Here is a 23,791-nt window from a genome sequence, read left to right on the forward strand (position 1 = left end):
CCTATCCCGAAAGGTTGAAGTTGCCGGACCCGCCGTAGATGGCGAGCGAGATGAGCAGGGTGACGGTGACGACGGCGATCAGCGAGGACCGCACCGCGTTGCCGACGGCCACACCGACGCCGACCGGACCACCCGAGGCGTTGAAACCGTAGTAGGTGTGGATGAGCATGATCGCGATCGCCATGACGATGGCCTGGGCGAACGACCACAGGATGTCCGTGGGTATCAGGAACGTCGAGAAGTAGTGGTCGTACACGCCGGACGACTGGTCGTACAGCACGACGGTCGCGAACCGGCTCGCCATGAAGGACGCGATCACCGCCAGGGCGTACAGCGGGATGATCGCGATCATGCCCGCCATCACGCGGGTGCTGACCAGGTACGGGATCGACGGGATCGCCATCGTCTCGAGCGCGTCGATCTCCTCCGAGACGCGCATCGCACCGAGTTGGGCGGTGGAGCCGGCGCCGATGGTGGCCGCCAGCCCGATGCCGGCGATGACCGGCGCCGCGATGCGCACGTTGATGAACGCCGCGAAGAAGCCGGTGAGGGCCTCGACGCCGATGTTGCCGAGCGAGCTGTACCCCTGCACCGCGATGGTGCCGCCGGTGAACAGCGTCAGGAAGCCGACGATGACGACCGTTCCACCGATCACCGCGAGCGCACCGGTGCCCATGCTGATCTCGGCGATCAGCCGCAACGTCTCCTTCGGGTAGTGCATCAGGGCGCGGGGCGCCGAACCGATGGCACGCGCGAAGAACAGTGCCTGCTCACCGAGCCGGTCGATCGAACGGGACGCCGACGCGAACCGTCTGCGAGTTCGGGGAAAGCGCCCGGCCGCCGCTAGTGCCATCTACTCCACCACCAAGTCGATCACCCTGCCGTCAGTTTGATGCCGACGGCGGTGACGAGAACGTTGACCACGAACAGGGCCATGAACGAGAACACGACGGTCTGGTTGACGGCGTCGCCGACGCTCTTCGCGCCACCCTTGACGTTCAGGCCGAGGTAGGCGGCGACGAGGCCGGCGATCATGCCGAACAGACCGGCCTTGACTTCCGAGATCACGAGCTCCCCGAACCCGGTGAGCAGCGTGATGCCGTTGACGAACGCACCCGGATTGACGTCCTGGATGTAGACCGAGAAGACGAAACCGCCGAGGATGCCGATGGTGCAGACCAGCCCGTTGAGCAGGAGCGCCACGACCGTCGAGGCCAGCACTCGCGGCACGACCAGGCGATGGATCGGATTGATGCCCAGCACCCTCATCGCGTCGATCTCTTCGCGGATGGTGCGGGCGGAGAGGTCTGCGCAGATGGCGGTGGCACCCGCACCCGCCACGATGAGCACGGTGACGATGGGGCCGACCTGGGTGACGGTGCCGAGAGCGGCGCCCGCGCCGCTGAGGTCTGCCGCGCCGATCTCGCGTAGGAGGATGTTGATCGTGAAGCTCACCAGCACCGTGAACGGAATGGCCACCAGCACGGTGGGCACCATCGAGACCCGGGCGACGAACCACGCCTGGTCGACGAACTCACGACGCTGGAAGGGCCTCGAAAAGACTGCCCTCAACGTTTCGCCCGACATCGTGAAGAACCCGCCGACCGCACGCAACGGCACCTCGAGGAGGTCCACCATCCGTCCTCCTCGTCCATGATCTCGCCCAGCACCGACTGTCAGTTCGAGCCCAGCCCCCCATCGGTCTGTGACTCAGGTCATATTAACTAGAACGTGTTCACCTGTCAAAGGTGGTCGCTCATCAGCAAGAATCGTCCCACATTCAGCACGCCCCAAGGGTCGGATTCGACCGAAAATCCGGGCGTGTCGCAGTCCGGTCGCACCGGGCGGTTCGCGCGGCGAAGAACACGGATCTCGAGCGTTAAAATGTTATAGCACAAGAACTTTAGATGAATGTCATCACGCAAGATCGAGCGCGGAAGTCGCGTCTGCGTCCGATTCCGGCAGCCCCCCACGACCGCTGGGCGCCGCCGCTGCGGGAGTGTCGCAGGCAAGGGTGATCGAACCGGTCGACGGCGGAAAACTAGAACACGATCTAGTCAAATCCGGCACGCGTTCCACAACCCCTCCACCGTCACCCGGCCCCGCTCCGCAGCTGTTCAGTTGCCTTCAGTATCGCCCATCGCGGAAGCATTACCTGCGGAAACGATACGCAAACACGCATCGTGTCGATTCTTCGCCCCGCAGGACGCAGATCAGCCCAGTTCGCGCAGCGCCGCGGAGGCCGAGAACATCGCGGCGGGATCCCGGTCCCCGAAGTACGTCCCGAGCTCCTCCGCGAGCGCATCGGGTGTCCACCTGCCGTCCACGGCGTCGAAGCGCCGCTCCACGACCGGCGCCGCCATCAACGCCACCATCGGGCCGTAGACGACGAAGACCTGGCCGTTCACGGAGTCGGCGGCGGGAGATGAGAGGTAGGCGACCAGCGCGGCCACATGCTCGGGCGACAACGGATCGACTCCCTCGGCGGGCGCCTCCCCGAAGACGTTCTCGGTCATCGACGTGCGAGCCCGAGGGCAGATCGCGTTGGCCCGGACGCCGTACCGGGAGAGCCCACGGGCCGCCGACAGCGTGAGCGCTGTGATGCCCGCCTTGGCGGCTCCGTAGTTCGCCTGCCCCTCGGGTCCGAGCAGACCCGCCTCGGACGACGTGTTGACGATGCGCCCGTACACCGGCGCACCGGCCTCCTTCGACTTTGCGCGCCAGTACGACGCGGCCGAACGGCACAGCAGGAAGTGCCCGCGCAGATGCACTTTCAGCACCAGGTCCCAGTCCTCGTCGGACATGTTGAACAGCATGCGATCCCGCGTGATGCCCGCATTGTTCACCAGGATGTCGAGGCTGCCGAGCCGGCTCTGCGCCGCCTCCATGATCGCGTCGGCGGTCGACCGCTCCCCGATGTCCCCGGCCACGAACTCGACCTTCGCGCCCAGGCCCCGGATTTCCTCCAGAGTTTCCTCGACGGCCTCGTTCGCGGCCAGGTCGTTGACGACGACCGACGCACCCGCACGGGCTAGTGCGATCGCCTCGAACTTACCGAGGCCGGACCCGGCACCGGTCACGACGGCGACCTTGCCGTCCACGCTCACTTCGCGGTCAGCCACAGTATTCATGAACACGCTCTCCTGGTTCTGTGCGCTCGCCGCAGGTCGTGAACCACGGCGCGGCGGTGGGTCGACGTCACTGTAGAACGTGTTCTCATTCCGGGCAACAATCCTCAGGGATGCTCGGTGAGCGCAGCCCTCGGGCACTGGGCGATCGCCGTACGCACGTCTTCCTCCCGGTCAGCGGGAGGAACGGCACTCGCGATGTGCAGCTGATCGTCGTCGTCGAGCTCGAAGATGTCGGGTGCGATCCCCACGCAGACACCATTGGCCTCGCAACGGTCGAAATCGACTCTGACCTCCATGGCAACCCTCACTTCTCCTCGTCTCGTCACTCGCGGATCCGGGTGCATCCGGGCTGTGGCGCACGCCGTTCCTGCGATAACACTAGAACCTGTTCCAGTCGTGTGCAATGATTCGTTCCACGACTGCGGGCACGCCCACCGGGCACGCTCCGGGGCCGGCCCGAGCCGACTCCGCCGATGCACCGCAGAGACTGGAACCTGTGCCAGATTTCAGCTGATTTCGCTCTCGGACCGGAGAGGTATTTCGATGCACATCACGTACACACCGCAGCAGCAACAGCTGCGGGAAGAGCTGCGCGCGTACTTCGCGAAGCTGATGACGCCGGAGCGTCGAGAGGCACTGGCCGCCACCACCGGCGAATACGGCGAAGGCAACGTCTACCGTGACGTCGTCGCCCAGATGGGCAGGGACGGCTGGCTGACACTCGGGTGGCCGAAGGAGTACGGCGGCCAGGAACGATCCGCCATGGAGCAGCTGATCTTCACCGACGAGGCGGCCATCGCGGGCGCGCCCGTCCCCTTCCTCACCATCAACTCGGTGGCGCCGACGATCATGCACTTCGGCACCCCCGAGCAGAAATCGTTCTTCCTTCCCAAGATCTCGGCCGGCGAACTGCACTTCTCCATCGGCTACTCCGAGCCCGAAGCGGGCACCGACCTCGCGAGCCTGCGCACCACCGCGGTCAAGGACGGCGACGACTACGTCATCAACGGCCAGAAGATGTGGACGAGCCTGATCGCGTACGCCGACTACGTGTGGCTGGCGTGCCGCACCGACCCCGAAGCGAAGAAGCACAAGGGCATCAGCATGCTGATCGTCCCGACCACCGCCGAAGGCTTCTCGTACACCCCCGTCCACACGATGGCGGGACCGGACACCAGCGCCACCTACTACCAGGACGTCCGGGTGCCCTCGTCCGCGCTCGTCGGCCCCGAACACGGCGGCTGGGCGCTGATCACCAACCAGCTCAACCACGAACGCGTCGCGCTCACGTCCGCCGGGCCGGTCCTCACCGCCCAGCGTGAAGTACGCGAATGGGCACAGAACACCAAGCTGCCGGACGGTCGCCGCGTCATCGATCAGGAATGGGTACAGATCAATCTCGCGCGCGTCCACGCGAAGGCCGAGTACCTGAAACTCATGAACTGGGAGATCGCTTCCTCCACCGATCAGGCTCCCGGCCCCGAGGCGGCGTCGGCGAACAAGGTGTACGGCACGGAGTTCGCCACCGAGGCGTACCGGCTGCTGATGGAGATCCTCGGACCGTCGGCGACGCTGCGGCAGAACTCCCCCGGCGTCCTGCTGCGCGGGCGGCTCGAGCGGATGCACCGGTCGTCGCTGATCCTCACGTTCGGCGGCGGAACCAACGAGGTGCAACGCGACATCATCGCCATGACCGCCCTCGGCCTGCCCCCCGCCAAGCGTTAGGACTATCACCATGGACTTCACTCCCACCGAGGCCCAGCAGGATCTTGCCGGGCTCACCCGAGGAATCGTCTCGGATCTCGTCACCAACGACCGGCTGCGCGAACTCGACGCGGCGGAAGACCGTCTCGATCGCCGGCTCTGGTCCGCGCTCGCGTCGTCGGACGTCCTCAGCGCCGCGCTGCCGGAGTCGGTGGGCGGCGACGGTTTCGGCGTCCTCGAGCAGTGCAGCATCCTCGTCGAACTGGGCCGTGCCGTCGCGGCGGTCCCGTACCTGTCGTCGATCGTGATGGCGGCCGGGGCGCTCGCGCAGTACGGCAGCGACCAGCAGCGTGCCGACTGGGGCACTCCGGCCGCGCGGGGCGAGAAGATCCTCACCGTGGCGCTCGACGAGGAACTGGGCGACAACCCGGCCGCGCCCACCACCCGTGCCGAACCCGGCGCGGACGGCTGGACGCTCGACGGCACCAAGATCGTGGTCGACGCGGCACCGTCCGCCAACCTCTTCCTGGTCCCGGCAACCACCCCGGACGGGGTCGCGGTCTTCCTCGTCCGCCCGGACGACGCCGGGGTCACCGTCACCCGCCAGCAGACCGTCGACCTGAACAGCGTCGGTGAGGTGACCCTCCGCGGAGTGTCGCTGACCGGGGACCGCATTCTCGGCAGCGTCGAGCGGGGCCGCGAGATCGTCGACTGGATCGTCGAACGCGGCACGCTCGGCGCGTGCGCGTACCAGTACGGCGTCCTCGACGAATCCCTGAAACTCACCGCGGCCTATGCCCGGGAGCGGGTGCAGTTCGGCCGGCCCATCGGCAGCTTCCAGGCCGTGGCCCAGCGACTCGCCGACGGCTACATCGACGTGAAGGGCGTCCGGCTCACACTGTGGCAGGCGACGTGGCGGCTCAGTGAGGGACTGCCCAGCGAAGGCGACGTCCGGACCGCGAACTTCTGGGCGTCCGACGCGGGACACCGGGTGTCGCACACCCTCGTCCACGTCCACGGTGGCGTCGGACTCGACGAGGACCACCCCGTGCACCGGTACTTCCTCGCCGCCAAGGCGCTCGAGTTCCGGCTCGGTTCGGCCACACAGCAGTTGCGGGTCCTCGGCGCCGAACTGGCCACCGTCCCGGCATGACCGCCACGCTCGCCCGCACGGTGTCGGACCTGCTGCTCGGTGTCGCGCACTCCGGCGCGCAGGGGCTGTACTTCGAGGACCGGTTCCTGTCGTGGTCCGAACACGTGCGGGCGAGCCTGCGGCGCGCCGCGATTCTCGACGACCTCCTCGACGCGCAGCGGCCCCGGCACTTCGGGGTGCTGATGGACAACGTCCCCGAGTTCTCGCTCCTGGCCGGGGCGGCGGCGCTGTCCGGCGCCGTGCTCGTGGGGCTCAACACCACTCGGCGCGGGGAGGCGCTGGCCCGCGACATCGCGCTGGCCGACTGCCAGGTGGTCTTCACCGAAACCGGCCGGTCCGCCCTGCTGGACGGTGTCGGCCCCGGTGTTCCCGTCGTCGACGTGGATGCACCGGAATGGTCCGCGCTGCTCGCCGGGGAGCGCCCCGACTTCGCCCCGAGGGCCGCCGCGCCCGAAGACCTGTTCATGCTCATCTTCACGTCGGGCACCAGCGGTGATCCGAAGGCGGTGCGGTGCACGCACGCGAAGATCACCGGACCCGGTGTCATGCTCGCCGAGCGCTTCGCGCTGTCCCCGGACGACGTCGTGTACATGTCGATGCCGATGTTCCATTCCAACGCCATGATGGCGGCCTGGTCCGTGGCGCTCGCGGGGCACAGTTCGATCGCACTGCGGCGCAGGTTCTCCGCGTCGAACTTCCTGTCCGACGTGCGGAGGTTCGGCGTCACGTACGCCAACTACGTCGGGAAGCCGCTGTCATACGTGCTGGCGACCCCCGAAATGCCCGACGACGCCGACAACACCCTGCGGGTGATGTACGGCAACGAGGGGTCCGCGCCCGCGGTCGCGGCGTTCGCGCGGCGCTTCGGCACCGCGGTGATCGACGGGTTCGGCTCCACCGAGGGCGGCATCGCCATCTCCTCGACACCGGAGGCGCCGCCGGGCTCGCTGGGCAGGCTCCCCGAGGGTGTCGCGATCCTCGATCCCGATACCGGAAATCTGTGTCCGCCTGCCGAATTCGATGCGGCCGGCCGGGTACTCAACGCCGAGGCCGCCACGGGCGAACTCGTCAATGTCGCGGGGTCGGGGGCGTTCGCGGGCTACTACAACAATCCCGAGGCCGACGCCGAGCGGATCCGCGACGGCCGGTACTGGAGCGGCGACCTCGCCTACCGGGACGCCGACGGATTCGTCTACTTCGCGGGCCGCAGTTCCGGGTGGTTGCGCGTCGACGGCGAGAATCTCGGTTCGGCGCCCATCGAACGCATCCTCCAGCGGTACGACGGGTTCGCGCAGGTGACGGTGTACGCGGTGCCCGACGCCGAGGTCGGGGACCGGGTGATGGCCGCCGTCGTCCCGACGCGGGATTTCGATCCCGTGGCTTTTGCGGACTTCCTCGACGCGCAATCCGATCTGGGTCCGAAGCAGCACCCGAGTCTGATCCGGGTGTGCGCCGAATTCCCGCGGACGGCCACGTTCAAGGTGCTCACCCGCGTGCTGAGCGCCGAGTCCACGAACTGCGCCGATCCGGTGTGGGTCCGCGACGGCCCCCGCTACTCCCCCAGGTGAGTGGCAAAGTGTGCTCGCGCACGCTTTGCCGCTCACGTACCCGTCAGGCGAGCGTTTCGTGCGCTGCGGGAACGGAACCCAGGCGACCGGCCTGGAAGTCCTCGAACGCCTGCAGCACCTCGGCCTTGGTGTTCATGACGAACGGTCCGGCCATCGCGACGGGCTCGCGGATCGGCTTGCCGCCGAGGACGAACACCTCGAACGACTCGGTCCGCGAATCCTGCGTGTCGGCGGCGGCGATCGTCAGGGTGTCACCGCGTCCGAAGACGGCCGTCTGACCCATGCGGATCGGACGGCGCTCCGCACCGACGAGTCCGTCGCCCGCCAGGACGTAGGCGAGCGCGTTGAACTCGGGGTTCCACGGCAGCGTCAGGCTCGCACCCGGCGCGACCGTCGCGTGGACGAGGCTGATCGGCGTGTAGGTGGAACCGGGACCGTGGTGACCGTCCACGTCACCGGCGATCACGCGAACGAGGGCGCCGCCGTCCGGCGAGGACAGCAGGGCCACCTTCGCGCCGGTGATGTCCTGGTAGCGGGGTGCGGCCATCTTGTTGTCGCGCGGCAGGTTCACCCACAGTTGGACGCCGTGGAACAGGCCGCCGCTCGTCACCAGATGCTCGGGCGGGGTCTCGATGTGCAGGATGCCGCCGCCCGCGGTCATCCACTGGGTGTCGCCGCCACCGATGGTGCCGCCGCCGCCGTTGGAATCCTGGTGCTCCATGATGCCGTCGATCATGTAGGTGACCGTCTCGAAGCCGCGGTGCGGATGCCAGGGGGTGCCCTTGGGTTCACCGGGTGCGTAGTCGACCTCGCCCATCTGGTCCATGTGGATGAACGGGTCGAGGGCCGGCAGGTCGATGCCGGCGAACGCGCGGCGCACCGGGAAGCCTTCACCCTCGTACCCGACGGGTGCGGTGGTGAGCGAACGGACCGGGCGGTCGACGGCGCCGGGAGCAGGTGCGTCGATACGCGGCAGGGCAAGGATGTTGTCGACCGTCACGGCTGGCATGGGGTGTCTCCTCGTACTCAGGTAATTGATTGTTCAACTACTTCATGGTGTGTAACACCCGCTGCGTCCAGGTATTCCCACAGGGCTGCTCCGCCGCCCGTGCGTGGCCGGCGAGTGCAGAGACTCGTCAACCACGCACGGGCGCGAAGCGCCTACTAGTTGAGGACGTTCTCGTGGTCCGGGCAGTACCGCGTGATCGCGCCGATGATGTACGGATAGACGCCGTCGTTGGTGAGCATCGGCGTCCACTCTTCACGCACCTGATCGAGGGGCTTGCCCGCGTCGAGGGCGGTGCAGATCTCGCCGGCCTGATGGACCGCCAGGTCGTCGTCGGTGACGGTCTGGTTGTTCGCGCGCAGGTAGGCCAGGTAGTCGGCGGCCGTCTGCGGGTCGTCGGCGACCGAGAAGACGCGGCTGCCGGGGGCGGTGGCGGCGGTCGTCCGCGCCGCCACGGACGCCGAGGCGGACGTCGTCTCGGATGCTGCGGTGTCGGTGTCGCCACCCCCGCAGGCGGTGAGGAGTGCCGCGGAGCAGACGGTGAGGGCGGTCAGAGCAAGGGTGCGGCGCATGGGGCGTGTGATTCCTTTCGAGGCCTGTGACGGCGACGATCGTATCGCCTGCGGGGGCGGTGTTCCCGGCGGCGAGCACCCACGCTGTTCCCGGTCAGAGACCGCGATCGATCAGGTCCAGGATCTCTTCACTCGTCGCGGCGTGAATCTTGTCGACCGCGGCGGCGTGCGCGTCGTCCGACGTTCCGACCTCGGCCAGGAGGCTTCCGAGGCGTTGCGCGATGGCCGACCGCGCCTCGGCGTCGTCGCCGAGTTCGGCGATGGTGGCGCGAAGCCGGTCGACGTCGGCGAGCGCCACCGACATCGGATCCGGAACGAGTTCCGAGCGCAGGAACTCGGCGACGGCCCGCGGGCTCGGGTGGTCGAACACCATGGTCGGCGGCAATCGCAGGCCCGTGGCGGCGCCGAGGTGGTTGCGGAGCGCGACGGCCGCGAGTGAATCGAAGCCGAGTTCCTTGAACGCCTGGTCGGGGTCCACCGAGTCCGACGCGTCGTAGCCGAGCACGGTGGCGGCCCCGCCCCGCACGAGGTCGAGCATCAGGTGCCGCTGTTCGGGGATCGACAGGTCGGCGAGTCGCTGCGACCAGTCCGACGGCCCCGACCCGTTCGGGCCGGTCACGACCGAATCCGATCCTGCGGCGTGTGGGCGCGACTCCCGGATCAGGCCCCGCAGCGGTGGGGAAACGTACGGTGCGGCCGAACCGGAGTGGTCGAACCGCGCGGCCGCGACGGTGGGGGCGCCGGCCGCCAGCGCGCTGTCGAACAGCGCCAGGCCGTCGGCTGCGGGCATCGGCACCATCCCGCTGAGGCGGGCGCGGGCGAGGTCGATGGCACCGAGGTTGTCGGTCATGGCGCTCGGTGTCGCCCACATGCCCCACGCGATCGAGAGTCCGGGCAGCCCGAGGGCGTGGCGGTGGTGGGCGAGGGCGTCGAGGAACATGTTCGCGGACGCGTAGTTCGCCTGCCCGGGGGCCCCGAGGACGCCGGCGAGCGAGGAGAACACGACGAACGCCCGCAGGTCGCTGTCCGCGGTCAGCCGGTGCAGGTGCCAGGCCGCGTCGACCTTCGGCCGCAGCACCGTGTCGAGTCGCTCGGGTGTCAGCGACGCCAGGGTGCCGTCGTCGATCACGCCTGCCGCGTGGATCACCGCCGTCAGGGGATGCTCGGACGGGATCCCCGCCAGCAACCCGGCGACCGCCGACTCGTCCGCGGTGTCGCAGGCGACGATGCTCACCTCGGCGCCCAGTTCGCTCAGTTCGCGGCGCAGCCGGTCGCTGCCCTCGGCGCCGGGTCCGCGCCTGCTGGTCAGTAGCAGGTGCCGGGCCCCGTGCCCGGTCACCAGGTGGTGGGCGATCAGCGACCCGACCGTGCCGGTGCCGCCGGTGACCAGCACGGTGCCGGCGGGATCGAACGTCGTCGGTTCGTCGACGGCGGGCATCCGCCGCAACCGCGGTGCGCACAGCGTGCCGTTCCGGGCTGCCACCTGCGGTTCCCCGCTTGCCAGTGCCGACGTGATCGCGGCCTCGGCGTCCGACGCGTCGTCGAGGTCGATCAGCACGAACCGGTCCGGGTTCTCGTTCTGCGCGGAGCCCACCAGGCCCCACACCGCCGCGGCCGCGAGGTCGGGGCGAGCGTCGTGGTCCTGCCCGTCGTCGGTGACCATGGCGTTGCGGGTCACGATCACGAGCGGGTTGTCGGCGAACGTCTCGTCGTCCTGCCAGTCCTGCAGCAGTCGCAGCACCCGCGCGCACAGTTCGTGGGTCGCGTCCGGACCGTGGTCGCCGTCGGTCGCGCACCCGACCAGCACCGTCCACGGACGCCGATCGTCTTCGTCCGGCCCGGATTCCATCGCGGTCCGCAACGACTCCAGGTCGGGGCACCCCGGGAACGTCGATCCGATGCCCGGGTCGCCGAACCCGTCGGCGCCGAGGACGACCACCGGTCCGCGAGGCCCGGACGGCGCGACCTCCACCCGGATCCAGGCGGTGCGGTGCAGTCGCAGCGACGCCGGGCGGCCCCCGTCGTCCGTCCTCTGCGCCACGCGCAGCGCCTCGACGGTCAGCACCGGTTCACCGGCGGGGTCGACGGCGGTGATGCGATGCCGTCCGTCGTCGCCGGGGGTGAACCGGGCGGTCACCGCGTCGGCGCCGACGGTGTGCAGGCGGATTCCCGACCAGGTCGACGGCCAGCCGTCCCACCCGAGGAGGGGTTCGATCGCGGCTTGCAGCAGCACCGGGTGGATGCCGAACCCGCTCGTGTCGACGCCGTCCTCGAGCCGCACCTCGGTTTCGGTGTCGCCCGGATCGTGTTGCGGCACTGTGGTGGAAGCGCCGACGACGTCGTCGATTGTCGCCGACGCGTTGCGAACCCAGCTGTCCGGGCTGTCGGTGTCGCCCGACTTCGACGAGACGGTGATGGTGCGTGCCCCGGTGGTGTCCGGCGGCGACACGAGCACCCGGATCGAGGCCAGCCCCGACGTGGGGAGGACGAGCGGGTGGTGCAGGGCGAGTTCGTCGATGTGGTCGAGGCCGGCGTGGTGGGCCGCGTGCAGGGCGAGTTCGACCGGCACCGCGGGCAGCACCGTCTTCGCCTCGCCGTGGTCGGGTACCGGGGAGTCGCCGTCGTCGACCGACGGTGACACGAGCCAGGGATCCCGGTGCAGCGACAGTTGTCCCGTGAACAGGATCGCGTCGTCGTCGAGCGTCACCGCGGCACCGAGCAGCGGATGATCGGACGGGGTCAGCCCCAGTTCGGTCGGGTCGCCGGTGTTCCGGGCGGCCGCCGTCGGCCAGTAGGAGCGGCGCTGGAATGCGTACGTGGGCAGGGCGATGCGGCGCCGGCCGGGCAGCACGCGATCCCAGTCGACCGGTGCGCCCTGCACGTACGCGGCGGCGACCGCCGCGATGATCCCGTGGGGTTCGTTCTCGTGCCCGGGCAGCGTGGCGATCGTGTTCGGGACGACCTCGGCGGCGAGTGCCGCCAGGGTCGCGCCGGGACCGACTTCGACGAGGCGGGTGACACCGAGTTCGTCGAGGGCGCGAACACCGTCGTGGAACCGCACCGTCTGCCGGATGTGCCGGGTCCAGTACTCCGGCGACACGAGTTCGTCGGCGGTGGCGACGCGTCCGGTGACGTTGGAGACGACCGGGATCTTCGGCGGCTGCGCCGTCAGCTTGGACAGCACGGCGGTGAACTGGTCGAGGATCGGATCCATCAGGGTCGAGTGGAAGGCCCGCTCGACCCGCAGGCTCGTGGTCTTCAGTCCGGCGGCGGACAGTTCGGCGGCGACGGCGTGCACGTCGCGTTCGCCGCCGGCGAGGACCACGGATTCGGCGCCGTTGACGGCCGCGAGATCGACGCGGCCGTCGATCCGCGGCAGGATGTCCTCCTCGCGTGCCCGGACGGCGATCATCAGACCCGGCTTGGTGGACTGCATCAACCGTCCCCGGTCACCGACCAGGGCAGCCGCATCGGGCAGGCTGAACACGCCCGCGACGTGGGCCGCGGTGATCTCGCCGATCGAATGGCCGATCAGGTAGTCGGGGGTGATGCCCCACTCCCGCAGCAGCCGGTACAGCGCGACCTCGATCGCGAACAGGGCGGGCTGGGTGTATTCGGTGCTGTCGAGCTTCGCGCCGTCGTCCTCGTCCCAGATCACCTGCCGCACCGGGGTTTCCACGTGCTCGTCGAGGACGGCGCAGACCTCGTCCAGCGCCGTCGCGAACACCGGGTAGGCGTCGTAGAGACCGCGGCCCATGCCGATGCGCTGCGCGCCCTGGCCGGTGAACATGAACGCAGTCTTGCCGCGGGCGCTCGTCCCGGTGACGACGTTGCCGCCGGGACGTTCCGTGACGATGCGAGCCAGTCCGTCGCGCAGGTCGTCCAGCGTTTCCCCGAGCACCGCGGCGCGATGCGTGAAACCGGATCGGGTGGTGGCCAGCGAATAGGCGAGGTCGGCCGGGTCCGGAAGTTCGGTCTCGGTCGTGTCGAGGAATTCCGCCAACCGGGTGGCCTGCGCGCGCAACGCGTCGCCGGTCTTTCCGGAGAGCACCCACACCAGTGGCGACGACGACGGCGAGGCCTCCGCTACCGCGTCCTCGGGTGGCTGCTCGAGGATCATGTGCGAGTTGGTGCCGCTGATCCCGAACGACGACACGGCCGCCCGCCGGGGCCGCCCGGTGTCCGGCCACGCAACCGATTCGCCGAGCAGCGACACCTCGCCCGCGGTCCAGTCGACGTGCCGGGTGGGGACGTCGCCGTGCAGGCTCGGGGGCAGCACCCCGTGCCGCATCGCCATCACCATCTTGATCACGCCGGCGACGCCCGCCGCCGCCTGGGAATGGCCGATGTTCGACTTGACGGAACCGAGCCACAGTGGCCGGCCCTCCCGGCCCTGCCCGTACGCGGCGAGCAGCGCCTGCGCCTCGATCGGGTCGCCGAGCGTGGTGCCGGTGCCGTGTGCCTCCACGGCGTCGATGTCGGTGGGGCCGAGCGCGGCGTCGGCCAGAGCCTGGCGGATGACGCGTTCCTGGGACGGCCCGTTCGGGGCGGTCAACCCGTTGGACGCCCCGTCCTGGTTGACCGCGGATCCGCGGACGATCGCCAGCACCCGGTGCCCGTTGCGCCGGGCGTCGCTGAGCCGTTCCAGCACCACCATTCCCGCGCCCTCGCTGAGGCCGGTGCCGTCGGCCCGGTCGGAGAACGGCTTGCAGCGCCCGTCGGAGGCGAGCCCGCGCTGGCGGCTGAACTCGACCAGCACACCGGGTGTGGCCATCACCGTCGCGCCGCCGGCCAGCGCCAGCGTGCATTCACCGTCGCGCAGTGCCCGCGCCGCGAGATGCATCGCCACCAGCGACGACGAGCACGCCGTGTCCACGGTGACCGCGGGACCGGTGAAGCCGAGCGTGTAGGAGATCCGGCCGGACGCGACGCTGTTGCTGGTCCCCGTCATCAGATAGCCCTCGGCGTCGACGTTGCGCTGCGTCATCAGGTGGAAGCCGTAGTCGCCGCCCATCAGCCCGACGAACACACCGGTGTCGGTGAGCCCGGGTGCGGTCGGCTGGATCCCGGCCTGTTCCAACGCTTCCCACGCGCTTTCGAGCAGCAGCCGGTGCTGCGGGTCCATCGCGATCGCCTCGCGGGGGCTGATACCGAAGAACGCGGCATCGAATTCGTCTGCGTCGTAGAGGAACCCACCCTCCTTCATGTACGTGGTGCCGGGCCGGTTCGGGTCGGGGTCGTACACCTCGTCGAGATTCCAGCCCCGGTTGTGCGGATACGCGCCCACCGCGTTGCGACCGTCGTGGACGAGCCGCCACAGGTCCTCCGGGCTGTACACCTTGCCCGGGTAGCGGCACGCCATCCCGACGATCACGATCGGGTCGTCGTCCCGCCGGGCCCGCGTCGGGCCCGCCGGCTGCGGAGCCGCCTCGTCCCCGAGCAGTCGGGACACCAGTTCCCGGGTGAGCGCGTCCGCGGTGGGATGGTCGAACACCACCGTCGCGGCCAGTCGCACACCGGTGGCGGTCGTCAGCTGATTGCGCAGTTGCACCGCGGTCAGCGAGTCGAAACCGAGTTGCTTGAACGCACGTTCCGGGTCGATCGCCTCCTTACCTTCGTGACCGAGCACGGCCGCCACGTGGGTGGTGACGATGTCGAGCACCCGGCTGTGCCGCTCTCCCGGGTCCAGCGCGCGCAACTCCTCGGCCAGTCCGGTCGGGGAATCGGCGGCAGCGGCGCGGCGACGACGAACCCCGAGCACCCGGCGCAGGATCGGAGGCAGCGACTCGCCCTCGGAGCGGGACGCTCGCGTCGACAGCCGGACCGGCACGATCAACGGCCGGTTCACGGCGAGTGCGGCATCGAACAGCGCGAGCCCCGCCTCCGGGCTGATGGTGTCGATGCCGTTGCGCTGCAACCGGTCCAGATCGGCCGCATTCAGATGGGACGTCATCCCGCTGGGCCGGTCCCACAGCCCCCACGCCATGGACGTCGCGGGCAGCCCGCGGGCGCGGCGGTGCTGGGCGAGCGCGTCGAGGAAGACGTTCGCCGCCGCATAATTCGCCTGTCCCGCGCCGCCGAGCACACCCGCCGCCGAGGAGAACAGCACGAACGCCGACAGGTCACGGTCCCGCGTGAGGTCGTGCAGATTCCAGGCGCCGTCCACCTTCGGGCGGAGAACCGCGTGCAACTGCTCCGCGCTCAGCGTGGCGGCGGTGGCGTCCTCGAGCACGCCGGCCGCGTGGATCACACCGGACAGGTCGGGAATGCCGTCGAGCAGCGCGGCCACCGCGTCGCGGTCGGCCACGTCGCAGGCGACAGCGTCGACTTCCGTTCCCGACTCGGCGAACTCGGCCCGCAGTTCGTCCGCCGCCTCGGCGTCGAGCGCGCGCCGCCCGGTCAGCACCACGCGCCGCACCCCGTGCTGCGCGACGAGATGCCGGGCGATCAGCCTGCCGATGGTGCCGGTGCCGCCGGTGATCAGGACGGTGCCGTCCGAGCCGAACGTGGCGGGGCCCTCGTCGGGCGCGGCCGTCGCGGGCGTCACCGCGGCGAGCATCGGCGCCAGCAGCACCCCGTCCCGGACGGCCAGCTGAGGTTCGTTGCAGGCCAACGCCATGGACAGCAGCGCGGGATCGGACCGTTCACCGGCCGCCGCGTCCAGGTCGACGAGGGTGATGCGGTCCGGGTGCTCGTTCTGCACCGCGCCGATCAGCCCCCACGCGGGCGCCGCGGACACGTCGTCGACCGGGTCGTCGTCCCGGACCGCCACCGCGAGCCGCGTCGTCACCAGCAGCCGGGTCTCGGCCAGGCGGTCGTCGCCGAGCCAGGACCGGACCGCCCGCAGCGTCGACTCCGCCGCGGCGTGCGACCGGGCCGGCACGTCCGGCTCGTCGCCCGGCGCACGGTCGAGCCACAGCACGCGACCGTCCGGGTCACCGCCCGCCAGCGCCTCGTCGAGCGGCATCAGGTCCGCGGCAGACGTGCTCGACGCACCCACCGGCATCCACTCCACCCGGTACAGGCTGTCGCGGACCCGGGCGGCAGGCACGCCCGCGTCGCCGAGCGGCCGCAGCGCCAGCGACTCGGCGGTCAACACCGGTCTGCCCGCCGCGTCGGACGCGGAGACCCGGTAACGCTCGGGCCCGATCATGGTGACGTGCACGCGCAGGGCGGTGGCGCCGACGGCGTGCAGCTGCACCCTGTCCCAGGCGAACGGCAGCCGGATGCCGGTGTCCGCGGCTCCGAGCGCGATCAGGTGCAGCGCCGCGTCGAGCACCGCCGGATGGATCCCGTACCCCGCGACTGCGGCGGCCGGGTCCTCTCCGCTCAGCCGGACCTCGCCGTACAGGTCGTCGCCGCGGCGCCACGCCGCCTTCAGGCCGCGGAACACCGGGCCGTACTCGTAGCCGGCGTCGTCGAGCACGTCGTACAGGCCCCGCACGTCGATCGGCGTGACGTCGGCGGGCGGCCACTGCTGTTCGAGGGAGCCGGCGGTGTCGACGGCGACCGTGAGTGTGCCGGTGGCGTGCCGGGTCCACGGCGTGTCCGGCGCGGCGTCCGCGGGCCGGGAGTGCACCGACACCGTGGATCGGCCCGCCTCGCCGTCGGAGAGCACGCTCACCTGCAACGCCACCTCGCCCTCGGCGGGAATCACCAGGGGAGCCTCGATGGCGAGTTCCTCGAGCCGGCCGCACCCGACGCGGTTCCCCGCGTGCAGGGCGAGTTCCACGAACGCCGTCCCCGGCAGGATGACGGTGCCCTCGACGCCGTGATCGCTCAGCCAGGGAAGGCGTTGCGGCGACAGCAGACCCGTGAACACGGCGCCCCGGCCGTCGCCGAGTTCGACCGATGCCGCGAGCATCGGGTGCCCGCCCGACTCCATGCCCGTGGACGCGAAATCGCCCTGCGGAACCGGGCTCTCCAGCCAGTAGCGGCGATGCTGGAAGGCGTATGTGGGAAGGTCCACCCACTGCTGCCGGTCGTCGTGCCGGGCCCAGCCCACCCGGTCCCACTCGACGTGCAGTCCGTGGACCTGCGCCTCGGCGAGCGCGGCGGTGAACTGCCGCAGCCCCGCGCGGTCGCGGCGGATGGTGCCGACGGCGCGGCCGGCGACGCCCGCCGCGTCGAGCGTTTCCTGCAACGCCACCGTGAGAACGGGGTGGCTGCACGACTCGACGAACAACCGGTAGCCGTCCGCTGCCAGTGATCTCGTCGCCTGCTCGAACCGGACGGTCCGTCGCAGATTGCGGTACCAGTAGTCGGCGTCCAGTGCGGTGCCGTCCAGCACGCCACCGGTCACCGACGAGTAGAACGGAATCCGCGAGCGGCGGGGGGTGATCGACGCGAGGACGTCGAGAATCGGCTCCCTCAGCACGGACACGTCCGCGCAGTGCGACGCGTACTCCACCGCGATCCGCCTGGCCTGGACGCCGTCGCCCTGCAACTGTGCGATCAGCAGGTCGAGGGCGTCGACGGGGCCGGAGATCACCGTTGCGGACGGACCGTTCATCGCCGCGACCTCGACGGCCCCTGCCCAGGGCTGAATCTTCTCCCGCACGAGGTCCGCGGGCAGCGTCACCGACGCCATCCCGCCGCCCCGCCGGGCCGACGCGCCGATCACCCGGCTGCGGGCCGCCACGACGAGCGCCGCGTCGGAAAGACTCAGCGCCCCCGACACATACGCGGCCGCGATCTCGCCCTGCGAATGCCCGACGACCGCCGCGGGTTCCACGCCGTGGGAACGCCACAGCCCGGCGAGCCCGACCATCATCGCGAACAGTGCCGGTTGCACCACGTCGACCCGGTCGAGCGCGGCGGGATCGCGGTCGCGCAGCACGTCCAGCAGCGAGAAATTCGTGTACGGAGCCAGCGCTTCGGCGCACTCCCGCACCGTGTCGGCGAACACCGGTGACGTGTCCAGCAGTTCGGTGGCCATGCCCACCCACTGCGATCCCTGGCCCGGGAAGACGAACACCGGCCGGTCACCGGCCTCCAGCGCCACGCCGGTGATCACGTCGGCGCTGGGCGCGCCGCGGCTGAGCGCGTCGAGGCCGTTCAGCAGGGCGTGGGGCTGCGTGCCGATCACGGCGGCGCGGTGATCGAACGTGGCCCGGGAACCCAGCAGGGTGCCGGCCACCGCGGCGGGCGTCAGGTCGGGGTGGCCGCTGACGTACTCGCGTAACCGCTCGGCCTGCGCGCGCAGGGCGGGCTCGGTGTGTCCCGACACGAACCAGGCGACGACTTCGTCAGCGGGACGCGGCGGTTCGCCGTCCGACGGCTCGACCGGCGGCGCCTCTTCCAGCACGACGTGCGCGTTGGTGCCGCTGATGCCGAACGACGAGACCGCGGCCCGGCGCGGACGGTCGGATTCCGGCCACTCCCGGTTCTCGGTGAGCAGCGACACCGCACCGGCGGACCAGTCGACGTGCGGGGTCGGCCGGTCCACGTGCAGCGTCTTCGGCAGGACACCGTGCCGCATCGCCATGATCATCTTCATCACCCCGGCGACGCCCGCAGCCGCCTGGGTGTGCCCGAGATTCGACTTCACCGAGCCGAGCCACAGCGGCCGGTCGGCGGGGCGCTCGCGGCCGTAACCGGCCAGGAGGGCGGACGCCTCGATCGGATCCCCCAGCTTCGTGCCCGTGCCGTGCGCCTCGACCACGTCGACGTCGCCGGGGCCGAGCCCCGCATTGGCCAGCGCCTGCGCGATCACCCGCTCCTGCGCCTGCCGGTTCGGCGCCGTCAGTCCGTTGCTTGCGCCGTCCTGATTCACCGCGCTGCCGCGGATGACGGCCAGGATCCGGCGACCCTTGCGTTCCGCGTCGGACAGTCGTTCCAGCGCGACCATCCCCGCACCCTCACCCCAGGCCGTGCCGTCCGCTGCGGCGGAGAACGCCTTGCACCGCCCGTCGCGGGCCAGTCCGCGCTGGCGGCTGAACTCCACGAACACCGCGGGGGTCGCCATGACCGTCGCCCCGCCCGCCAGCGCCAGCTCGCACTCGCCGCTGCGCAGCGCCTGCATGGCGAGGTGGATGGACACCAACGACGACGAGCACGCGGTGTCCACCGTGATCGCGGGACCGTTCAATCCGAAGCTGTACGCCACCCGGCCGGACGCGACGCTCATCGCGTTGCCGGTGATGAAGTAACCCTCCAGATCCTCGGGCGGCATCCCGCCCGCCCGCGCCGCGTAATCGATGCCGGACAGCCCGGTGAAGACGCCGACCTGCCGGCCGTGCACCGACCGCGGGTCGATGCCGGCGTCCTCGAACGTCTCCCAGCTCGTCTCGAGGAGAAGCCGCTGCTGCGGATCCATCGCCAGCGCCTCGCGCGGCGAGATGCCGAACACCTCCGGGTCGAACCCGGCGGGGTCGTCGAGGAAACTGCCCTGCACCGTGTACGTCTTACCGGCCTGCTCGGCCTTCGGGTCGTAGAGATCCGCCAGGCCCCAGCCGCGGTCCTCGGGGAACCCGGCGACGGTGTCCGCGCCGGACTCGACCAGCCGCCACAGGTCCCGCGGCGACCGCACACCGCCGGGGAACCGGCAGCCCATGCCGATGACGGCGATCGGTTCGCGGCTGACGCCCTCGACCTCACGGAGCTTCTCCCGCGCCTGATAGAGGTCCGCGGTGACTCGTTTCAGATAGTCGAGGAGCTTCGCCTGATCGGCCATATCGAGGTCCTATCCGAGATCCGCCGTACGTAGCGCGGAAACCTCGATTGTATCCGCGGTCACGATGCGGAAGGAGCGGTCTGAGCTTCGCCGACGACCGATCCACCTGGTCAGGCCGGCACGCCCAGGGGATACCCACCGGCGCTCCGGTGTATGCCGATTCCGGCTGTTCGGCTTCCGGCGGCCATCGCCGTCGGTAGTGTGGCGACTCCGAGCAGGATCCGTAAGGCCCTCCCATGTCAGTGTCTCTCTCACCGTCCCTCGAATTCGTCCTCGTCACGAGGTTGCGCGCCGCCGGCTGTGTGTTCGCCGAGGACGAGGCGCGCCTGATCGTCTCCGCCGCACGGACGTCGGACGAACTCGCCTCGATGCTGGACCGCCGCGTCGCAGGCGTCCCCCTCGAACACGTCCTCGGCTGGGCCGAATTCTGCGGGCTCCGGATCGAGGTCGATCCGCGGGTATTCGTGCCGCGGCGGCGCACCGCGTTCCTCGTCGAGCAGGCGGCGGCCCTCGCGTGCCCGCACGCTGTCGTCGTCGACCTGTGCTGCGGTTCGGGGGCGGTGGGTGCCGCGCTCGCCGACACCCTCGACGGCATCGAGTTGTATGCGGTGGACATCGACCGCGCCGCGGTCCGGTGCGCGCGGCGCAACCTCGCCGAATCGGCCCGGGTGTTCGAGGGCGACCTGTACACGCCGCTGCCCACCGCGCTGAGGGGACGCATCGACGTCCTGGTCGCGAATGCCCCGTATGTGCCCACCGATGCGATCAGGTTGATGCCGCCGGAGGCGCGGTGCCACGAGCCGCGGGTCTCACTCGACGGCGGCGCCGACGGGCTCGACATCCAGCGGCGTGTGACCGCCGGGGCGCGCGACTGGCTCGCGCCGGGTGGCCATCTGCTGATCGAGACCAGCGCGAGTCAGGCCCCGTTCACCGCCGAGGCGTTCGCGGCGGCTGGGCTCAGCACCCGGATCGAGACGTCCGACGAGGTGGATGCCACCGTCGTCGTCGGCACCACCCCCAGGTGAGCGGCCACCCCCACGTGAGTGGCAAAGCGTCCCCGGGCACACCTTGTCACTCACGTGGGGAGTCGATCCGCACGCAGCAGTACCCCTCGGCGGGGGCGAGCGTGGCGCGGCGGTCCTCGCAGCCCGCACCGTCGAGCAGTCCGGACAGCAGTGCGAGGTTCATCCCGCACACCATGTCGGTGTGCTGCCGGGCGAGCGCATGGAACGGGCAGTTGAGCAGCACGATGGCCGCATCGCCGCTGCGCGGTTCGTACCCGCACCCCGCGAGCGCCGCCACCAGGTCGTCGTCCGAGCAGCCGATGTCGGCGCCGAGGCCGCGACCGAAGTCGTGCGCCCGCGCGGCCAGGGCGTCGCGCGGTGAGGCACCGGTCGCCTCGGCGTCTTCGATCGCCCGCGCGAGCAACTCACCGGCCAGTGCGTACGCACGTTCGGGAAGATGCACCGAGAATTCGCGCTCGGACCGCCGGTAGAGTTTGGCGGGCCGTCCCGCGCCCGGCCCCGAGCGCCCGCCGCGCCGCGCGAACTCGACCGCCAGCAGCCCCTCGTCGGCCAGCTTCTCGAGATGGAACGCGGACGTCGAGCGGGCGAGACCCAGCGCTTCGGCGACGTCGTCGCGGCTGACCGGCGACGGCTGCGTGCGCACGTGGTCGTACACCTGCCTGCGGACCGGCTCGCCGAGGGCGGAGACGGCGGAGACGTCCGAGCGTGGTGTGGCATCCATGAGCCCATTGTAAAACCGAGAATCGTTGACTAAATCGAGCGGCCAATTCTATAGTCAAAGAATATCGTTTTTAGAAGGAGTCATCATGGCTACCAACACACCCCACCAGGTCAGCCACGGTTCGCACACCCTGTCCGACCCCGGCTACCAGGCCTTTCTCCTGCTGCGCACGGTCTTCACGGTGGCACCGATCCTGTTCGGGCTCGACAAGTTCACGAACTGGCTCACCGACTGGCCGAAGTACCTGGCGCCGTGGATCGACGACATCCTGCCGGGAACCGCGCAGCAGGGCATGTACGCCGTCGGCGTGATCGAAGTGATCGCCGGAATCCTCGTCGCGGTGGCACCGCGGATCGGCGCCTGGGTCGTCGTGGCCTGGCTGGCCGGGATCATCGTCAACCTGCTGACGCTGTCCGGCTACTACGACGTCGCACTGCGCGACTTCGGGTTGCTCGCCGGCGCCGCCGCCCTCGGCCTGCTCGCCGCCGAGTACGGGCGCCCGCTCCACCGCCCGCACACCTGATCGGAGCCGCGCACCGCACGTGAGATGCACCTCATCGACTGTTTCGAGTGACGCGACCGCTCGTAGGGTGAGTGGTCGTGTCGGTAGGTGCGCAGGATCAGGGAACCGGGTCGCGGGATCACGGTGCGCCGATCCCTGCGCCGGCCCCGGCACGGTCGTTGCTTCTCGGGGTGCCCAAGCTGGGTCGACGCTGGCCGGGCGTGGTCCGTGCCGGCGTGGCCGTGGGCCTGCCCGCGCTGGCGGGGGTCGCCCTCGGACATTCGGCTGTCGCGGCGACCGCCACTCTGGGTGCGTTCGCCGTCGTCTACGGCGAGGGCCGGGCGTACCGGGTGCGGTGGCGGGTGGTGTCGATCGCCGCCGCCGTGATGGTGCTTCTGGCCGGGGTGGGCGCTGCGGTCGGCGCACTCGTGCACGACGTGACGGTGGCGGGCGGGTCCGCGTTGTGGGGGATGGCGCTCGTCCTCACGATGACCCTCGTCGTCGCGGTCTGCGCCTTCGTCGTCGACGGACTGCGACTCGGTGCGCCGGGCGCCTTCCTTCCGCTGCTCACCGTGGAGATCTCGTCAGCGCTGCCCGCGCTCGGTGTCTCCGTGGCGGAGGTGATGGCCTGGGCGGCGGCCGGGGCGGTGTCGGCGTTGCTCGTGTCGATGTCGGGGCTGATCGTTCGTCCCCGCACCCCCGAGCGTGCCGCGGTCGCGGGCGCGGTCGCCGCAGTCGACACCGCACTCTCCGACCCGTCGTCGCCCGGTTCCCGGCGGGACGCGGTGCGGTCGCTGCACGCCGCCTGGCAATGCCTCCACGACGCCGCCCTCGTCGGCCGTGACCATCCGCTGACCCGCACGTTGCGTGCGGCGCACCTGCGGTGTGCGGCGACGGTGGCTGGTGTCGACGCGGACCACGCCTCGGACGTCGACGACCTGCGGCCGCAGGTCCCGCTGCCGCGGCCGTCGATCCGCTACCGGCTCCGCCGGGCGTCGCATCTGCGGGGCCGGTCCTGGACGATCGTCGCGCGACTGCTGGTCGCGTGCCCCGCGGCTGGTCTGCTGGCGCTGGCGTTCGGTGTCGGCAGACCGGACTGGGCGGTGATCACCGCGGCGATGATCCTGCACCAGGGACCGGACCGGGTGCTGGGGACGTACCGCGGGCTGCACCGGTTCTTCGGAACGGTGCTCGGACTGGTCGTGCTCGCCGTGCTGTCGTCGCTGGACCTGCCCGCGGCGGTGCTGGTCCTCGTGGTGGCGGGTCTGATGGCGGGGATCGAGGCGTTCCTCGTCCGCAATTACGGGTTGGCGATGGTGTTCATCACCCCACTCGCCCTGGTGCTCGGCAGCGGCGGCACGCACGTGGACCTGATGACGGTGTCCCGCGACCGGCTCGTCGAGACCGTGCTCGGTGTCGCGGTGGCGCTGGTGGTGTTGTGGACGGTGCTCCCCGGTTCGTACCGGCGGATCCTGAGCGATGCGGACGGGCAGGTGGCCGCGACGATCGGGCGGCTCGGCGACGCCCGGGAACCGGGTGCCGTCGCCGAACTCTGCCGGGACCTCGAGTTCGATCTGCACGCATCCACGACCGCCGCGATCACGGCCGCCCACACCGACCCGGCGTGGACCCGCGACCGGTGGCCCGAGCACCATCATCTGCACGAGCTCGGGTACCGAATCCTCACCCGGCACTTCGGACCTCGCCTTTAGCCGGTCGTCGCCGGATTCCCGC

The 23,791-nt window shown here is 70.4% G+C and carries 14 protein-coding genes; 6 read left to right on the plus strand and 8 right to left on the minus strand.

The window, feature by feature from the left end; genetic code table 11:
* Position 1: 1 nt before the first annotated feature.
* The 4 genes from ACFTZB_RS03370 to ACFTZB_RS03385 form a co-directional block, all read right to left on the minus strand.
* On the minus strand, positions 2-853 hold the full coding sequence (locus ACFTZB_RS03370) for an ABC transporter permease (protein WP_087561127.1): 852 nt from the start codon (positions 851-853) through the stop codon (positions 2-4).
* A 20-nt stretch (positions 854-873) separates the two neighbouring features.
* On the minus strand, positions 874-1,638 hold the full coding sequence (locus tag ACFTZB_RS03375; protein WP_015888557.1) for an ABC transporter permease: 765 nt from the start codon (positions 1,636-1,638) through the stop codon (positions 874-876).
* Positions 1,639-2,213: 575 nt separating this feature from the next.
* Positions 2,214-3,131: a 3-oxoacyl-ACP reductase gene (locus ACFTZB_RS03380; protein WP_378430086.1), complete on the minus strand. Its 918-nt coding sequence runs from the start codon at positions 3,129-3,131 to the stop codon at positions 2,214-2,216.
* Between the two features lie 104 nt (positions 3,132-3,235).
* Positions 3,236-3,427 carry a ferredoxin gene (locus ACFTZB_RS03385; RefSeq protein WP_378430087.1) on the minus strand — a complete coding sequence of 64 codons (192 nt, stop codon included), beginning with the start codon at positions 3,425-3,427 and terminating at the stop codon, positions 3,236-3,238.
* A gap of 247 nt (positions 3,428-3,674) precedes the next feature.
* Here ACFTZB_RS03385 and ACFTZB_RS03390 point away from each other — a divergent pair, with 247 nt between their 5' ends.
* From ACFTZB_RS03390 to ACFTZB_RS03400, 3 genes are read left to right on the plus strand one after another with little or no spacing between them, the layout of a single operon-like run.
* Positions 3,675-4,856, plus strand: a complete 1,182-nt coding sequence (locus tag ACFTZB_RS03390) for an acyl-CoA dehydrogenase family protein (protein WP_378430088.1) — start codon at positions 3,675-3,677, stop codon at positions 4,854-4,856.
* 10 nt (positions 4,857-4,866) lie between these two features.
* A complete protein-coding gene (locus ACFTZB_RS03395) occupies positions 4,867-5,988 on the plus strand; it encodes an acyl-CoA dehydrogenase family protein (protein WP_378430089.1) in 1,122 nt (373 codons plus the stop codon).
* A complete protein-coding gene (locus ACFTZB_RS03400) occupies positions 5,985-7,556 on the plus strand; it encodes a long-chain-fatty-acid--CoA ligase (protein WP_378430090.1) in 1,572 nt (523 codons plus the stop codon). Before ACFTZB_RS03395 ends, ACFTZB_RS03400 begins: the two co-directional genes overlap by 4 nt.
* A 43-nt stretch (positions 7,557-7,599) precedes the next feature.
* Here ACFTZB_RS03400 and ACFTZB_RS03405 read toward each other — a convergent pair whose 3' ends face one another.
* The 3 genes from ACFTZB_RS03405 to ACFTZB_RS03415 all read right to left on the minus strand — a co-directional run bounded on the left by ACFTZB_RS03405 (position 7,600) and on the right by ACFTZB_RS03415 (position 19,809).
* Positions 7,600-8,565 carry a pirin family protein gene (locus tag ACFTZB_RS03405; RefSeq protein WP_378430091.1) on the minus strand — a complete coding sequence of 322 codons (966 nt, stop codon included), beginning with the start codon at positions 8,563-8,565 and terminating at the stop codon, positions 7,600-7,602.
* Positions 8,566-8,720: 155 nt separating this feature from the next.
* On the minus strand, positions 8,721-9,134 hold the full coding sequence (locus tag ACFTZB_RS03410; RefSeq protein WP_378430092.1) for a DUF732 domain-containing protein: 414 nt from the start codon (positions 9,132-9,134) through the stop codon (positions 8,721-8,723).
* 94 nt (positions 9,135-9,228) lie between these two features.
* Positions 9,229-19,809 (minus strand): SDR family NAD(P)-dependent oxidoreductase, encoded by a 10,581-nt coding sequence (locus ACFTZB_RS03415; protein WP_378430093.1) that lies wholly within the window; start codon positions 19,807-19,809, stop codon positions 9,229-9,231.
* 236 nt (positions 19,810-20,045) lie between these two features.
* Here ACFTZB_RS03415 and ACFTZB_RS03420 point away from each other — a divergent pair, with 236 nt between their 5' ends.
* A complete protein-coding gene (locus ACFTZB_RS03420; protein ID WP_378430094.1) occupies positions 20,046-20,834 on the plus strand; it encodes a putative protein N(5)-glutamine methyltransferase in 789 nt (262 codons plus the stop codon).
* 46 nt (positions 20,835-20,880) lie between these two features.
* On the opposite strand, the gene ACFTZB_RS03425 is transcribed toward ACFTZB_RS03420, so the two are convergent.
* Positions 20,881-21,555: a helix-turn-helix transcriptional regulator gene (locus ACFTZB_RS03425; RefSeq protein WP_378430095.1), complete on the minus strand. Its 675-nt coding sequence runs from the start codon at positions 21,553-21,555 to the stop codon at positions 20,881-20,883.
* An 85-nt stretch (positions 21,556-21,640) separates the two neighbouring features.
* On the opposite strand from ACFTZB_RS03425, the gene ACFTZB_RS03430 reads away from it, so the two are divergent.
* Both ACFTZB_RS03430 and ACFTZB_RS03435 read left to right on the plus strand, forming a co-directional pair.
* Positions 21,641-22,078, plus strand: coding sequence for a hypothetical protein (locus tag ACFTZB_RS03430; RefSeq protein WP_378430096.1), 438 nt, complete (start codon positions 21,641-21,643; stop codon positions 22,076-22,078).
* A gap of 200 nt (positions 22,079-22,278) precedes the next feature.
* On the plus strand, positions 22,279-23,769 hold the full coding sequence (locus ACFTZB_RS03435; protein ID WP_378430107.1) for an FUSC family protein: 1,491 nt from the start codon (positions 22,279-22,281) through the stop codon (positions 23,767-23,769).
* Positions 23,770-23,791: the final 22 nt, after the last annotated feature.

The organism is Rhodococcus sp. NPDC057014, assembly GCF_042673295.1.
Lineage (GTDB): Bacteria > Actinomycetota > Actinomycetes > Mycobacteriales > Mycobacteriaceae > Rhodococcus_F.

What these genes read in the sequence shown, in the direction of transcription:
- ACFTZB_RS03370 (WP_087561127.1), bottom strand. Translation starts at nt 853, where the DNA reads ATGGCACTAGCGGCGGCCGGGCGCTTTCCCCGAACTCGCAGACGGTTC.
- ACFTZB_RS03375 (WP_015888557.1), bottom strand. Translation starts at nt 1,638, where the DNA reads ATGGTGGACCTCCTCGAGGTGCCGTTGCGTGCGGTCGGCGGGTTCTTC.
- ACFTZB_RS03380 (WP_378430086.1), bottom strand. Translation starts at nt 3,131, where the DNA reads ATGAATACTGTGGCTGACCGCGAAGTGAGCGTGGACGGCAAGGTCGCC.
- ACFTZB_RS03385 (WP_378430087.1), bottom strand. Translation starts at nt 3,427, where the DNA reads ATGGAGGTCAGAGTCGATTTCGACCGTTGCGAGGCCAATGGTGTCTGC.
- ACFTZB_RS03390 (WP_378430088.1), top strand. Translation starts at nt 3,675, where the DNA reads ATGCACATCACGTACACACCGCAGCAGCAACAGCTGCGGGAAGAGCTG.
- ACFTZB_RS03395 (WP_378430089.1), top strand. Translation starts at nt 4,867, where the DNA reads ATGGACTTCACTCCCACCGAGGCCCAGCAGGATCTTGCCGGGCTCACC.
- ACFTZB_RS03400 (WP_378430090.1), top strand. Translation starts at nt 5,985, where the DNA reads ATGACCGCCACGCTCGCCCGCACGGTGTCGGACCTGCTGCTCGGTGTC.
- ACFTZB_RS03405 (WP_378430091.1), bottom strand. Translation starts at nt 8,565, where the DNA reads ATGCCAGCCGTGACGGTCGACAACATCCTTGCCCTGCCGCGTATCGAC.
- ACFTZB_RS03410 (WP_378430092.1), bottom strand. Translation starts at nt 9,134, where the DNA reads ATGCGCCGCACCCTTGCTCTGACCGCCCTCACCGTCTGCTCCGCGGCA.
- ACFTZB_RS03415 (WP_378430093.1), bottom strand. Translation starts at nt 19,809, where the DNA reads ATGGCCGATCAGGCGAAGCTCCTCGACTATCTGAAACGAGTCACCGCG.
- ACFTZB_RS03420 (WP_378430094.1), top strand. Translation starts at nt 20,046, where the DNA reads ATGTCAGTGTCTCTCTCACCGTCCCTCGAATTCGTCCTCGTCACGAGG.
- ACFTZB_RS03425 (WP_378430095.1), bottom strand. Translation starts at nt 21,555, where the DNA reads ATGGATGCCACACCACGCTCGGACGTCTCCGCCGTCTCCGCCCTCGGC.
- ACFTZB_RS03430 (WP_378430096.1), top strand. Translation starts at nt 21,641, where the DNA reads ATGGCTACCAACACACCCCACCAGGTCAGCCACGGTTCGCACACCCTG.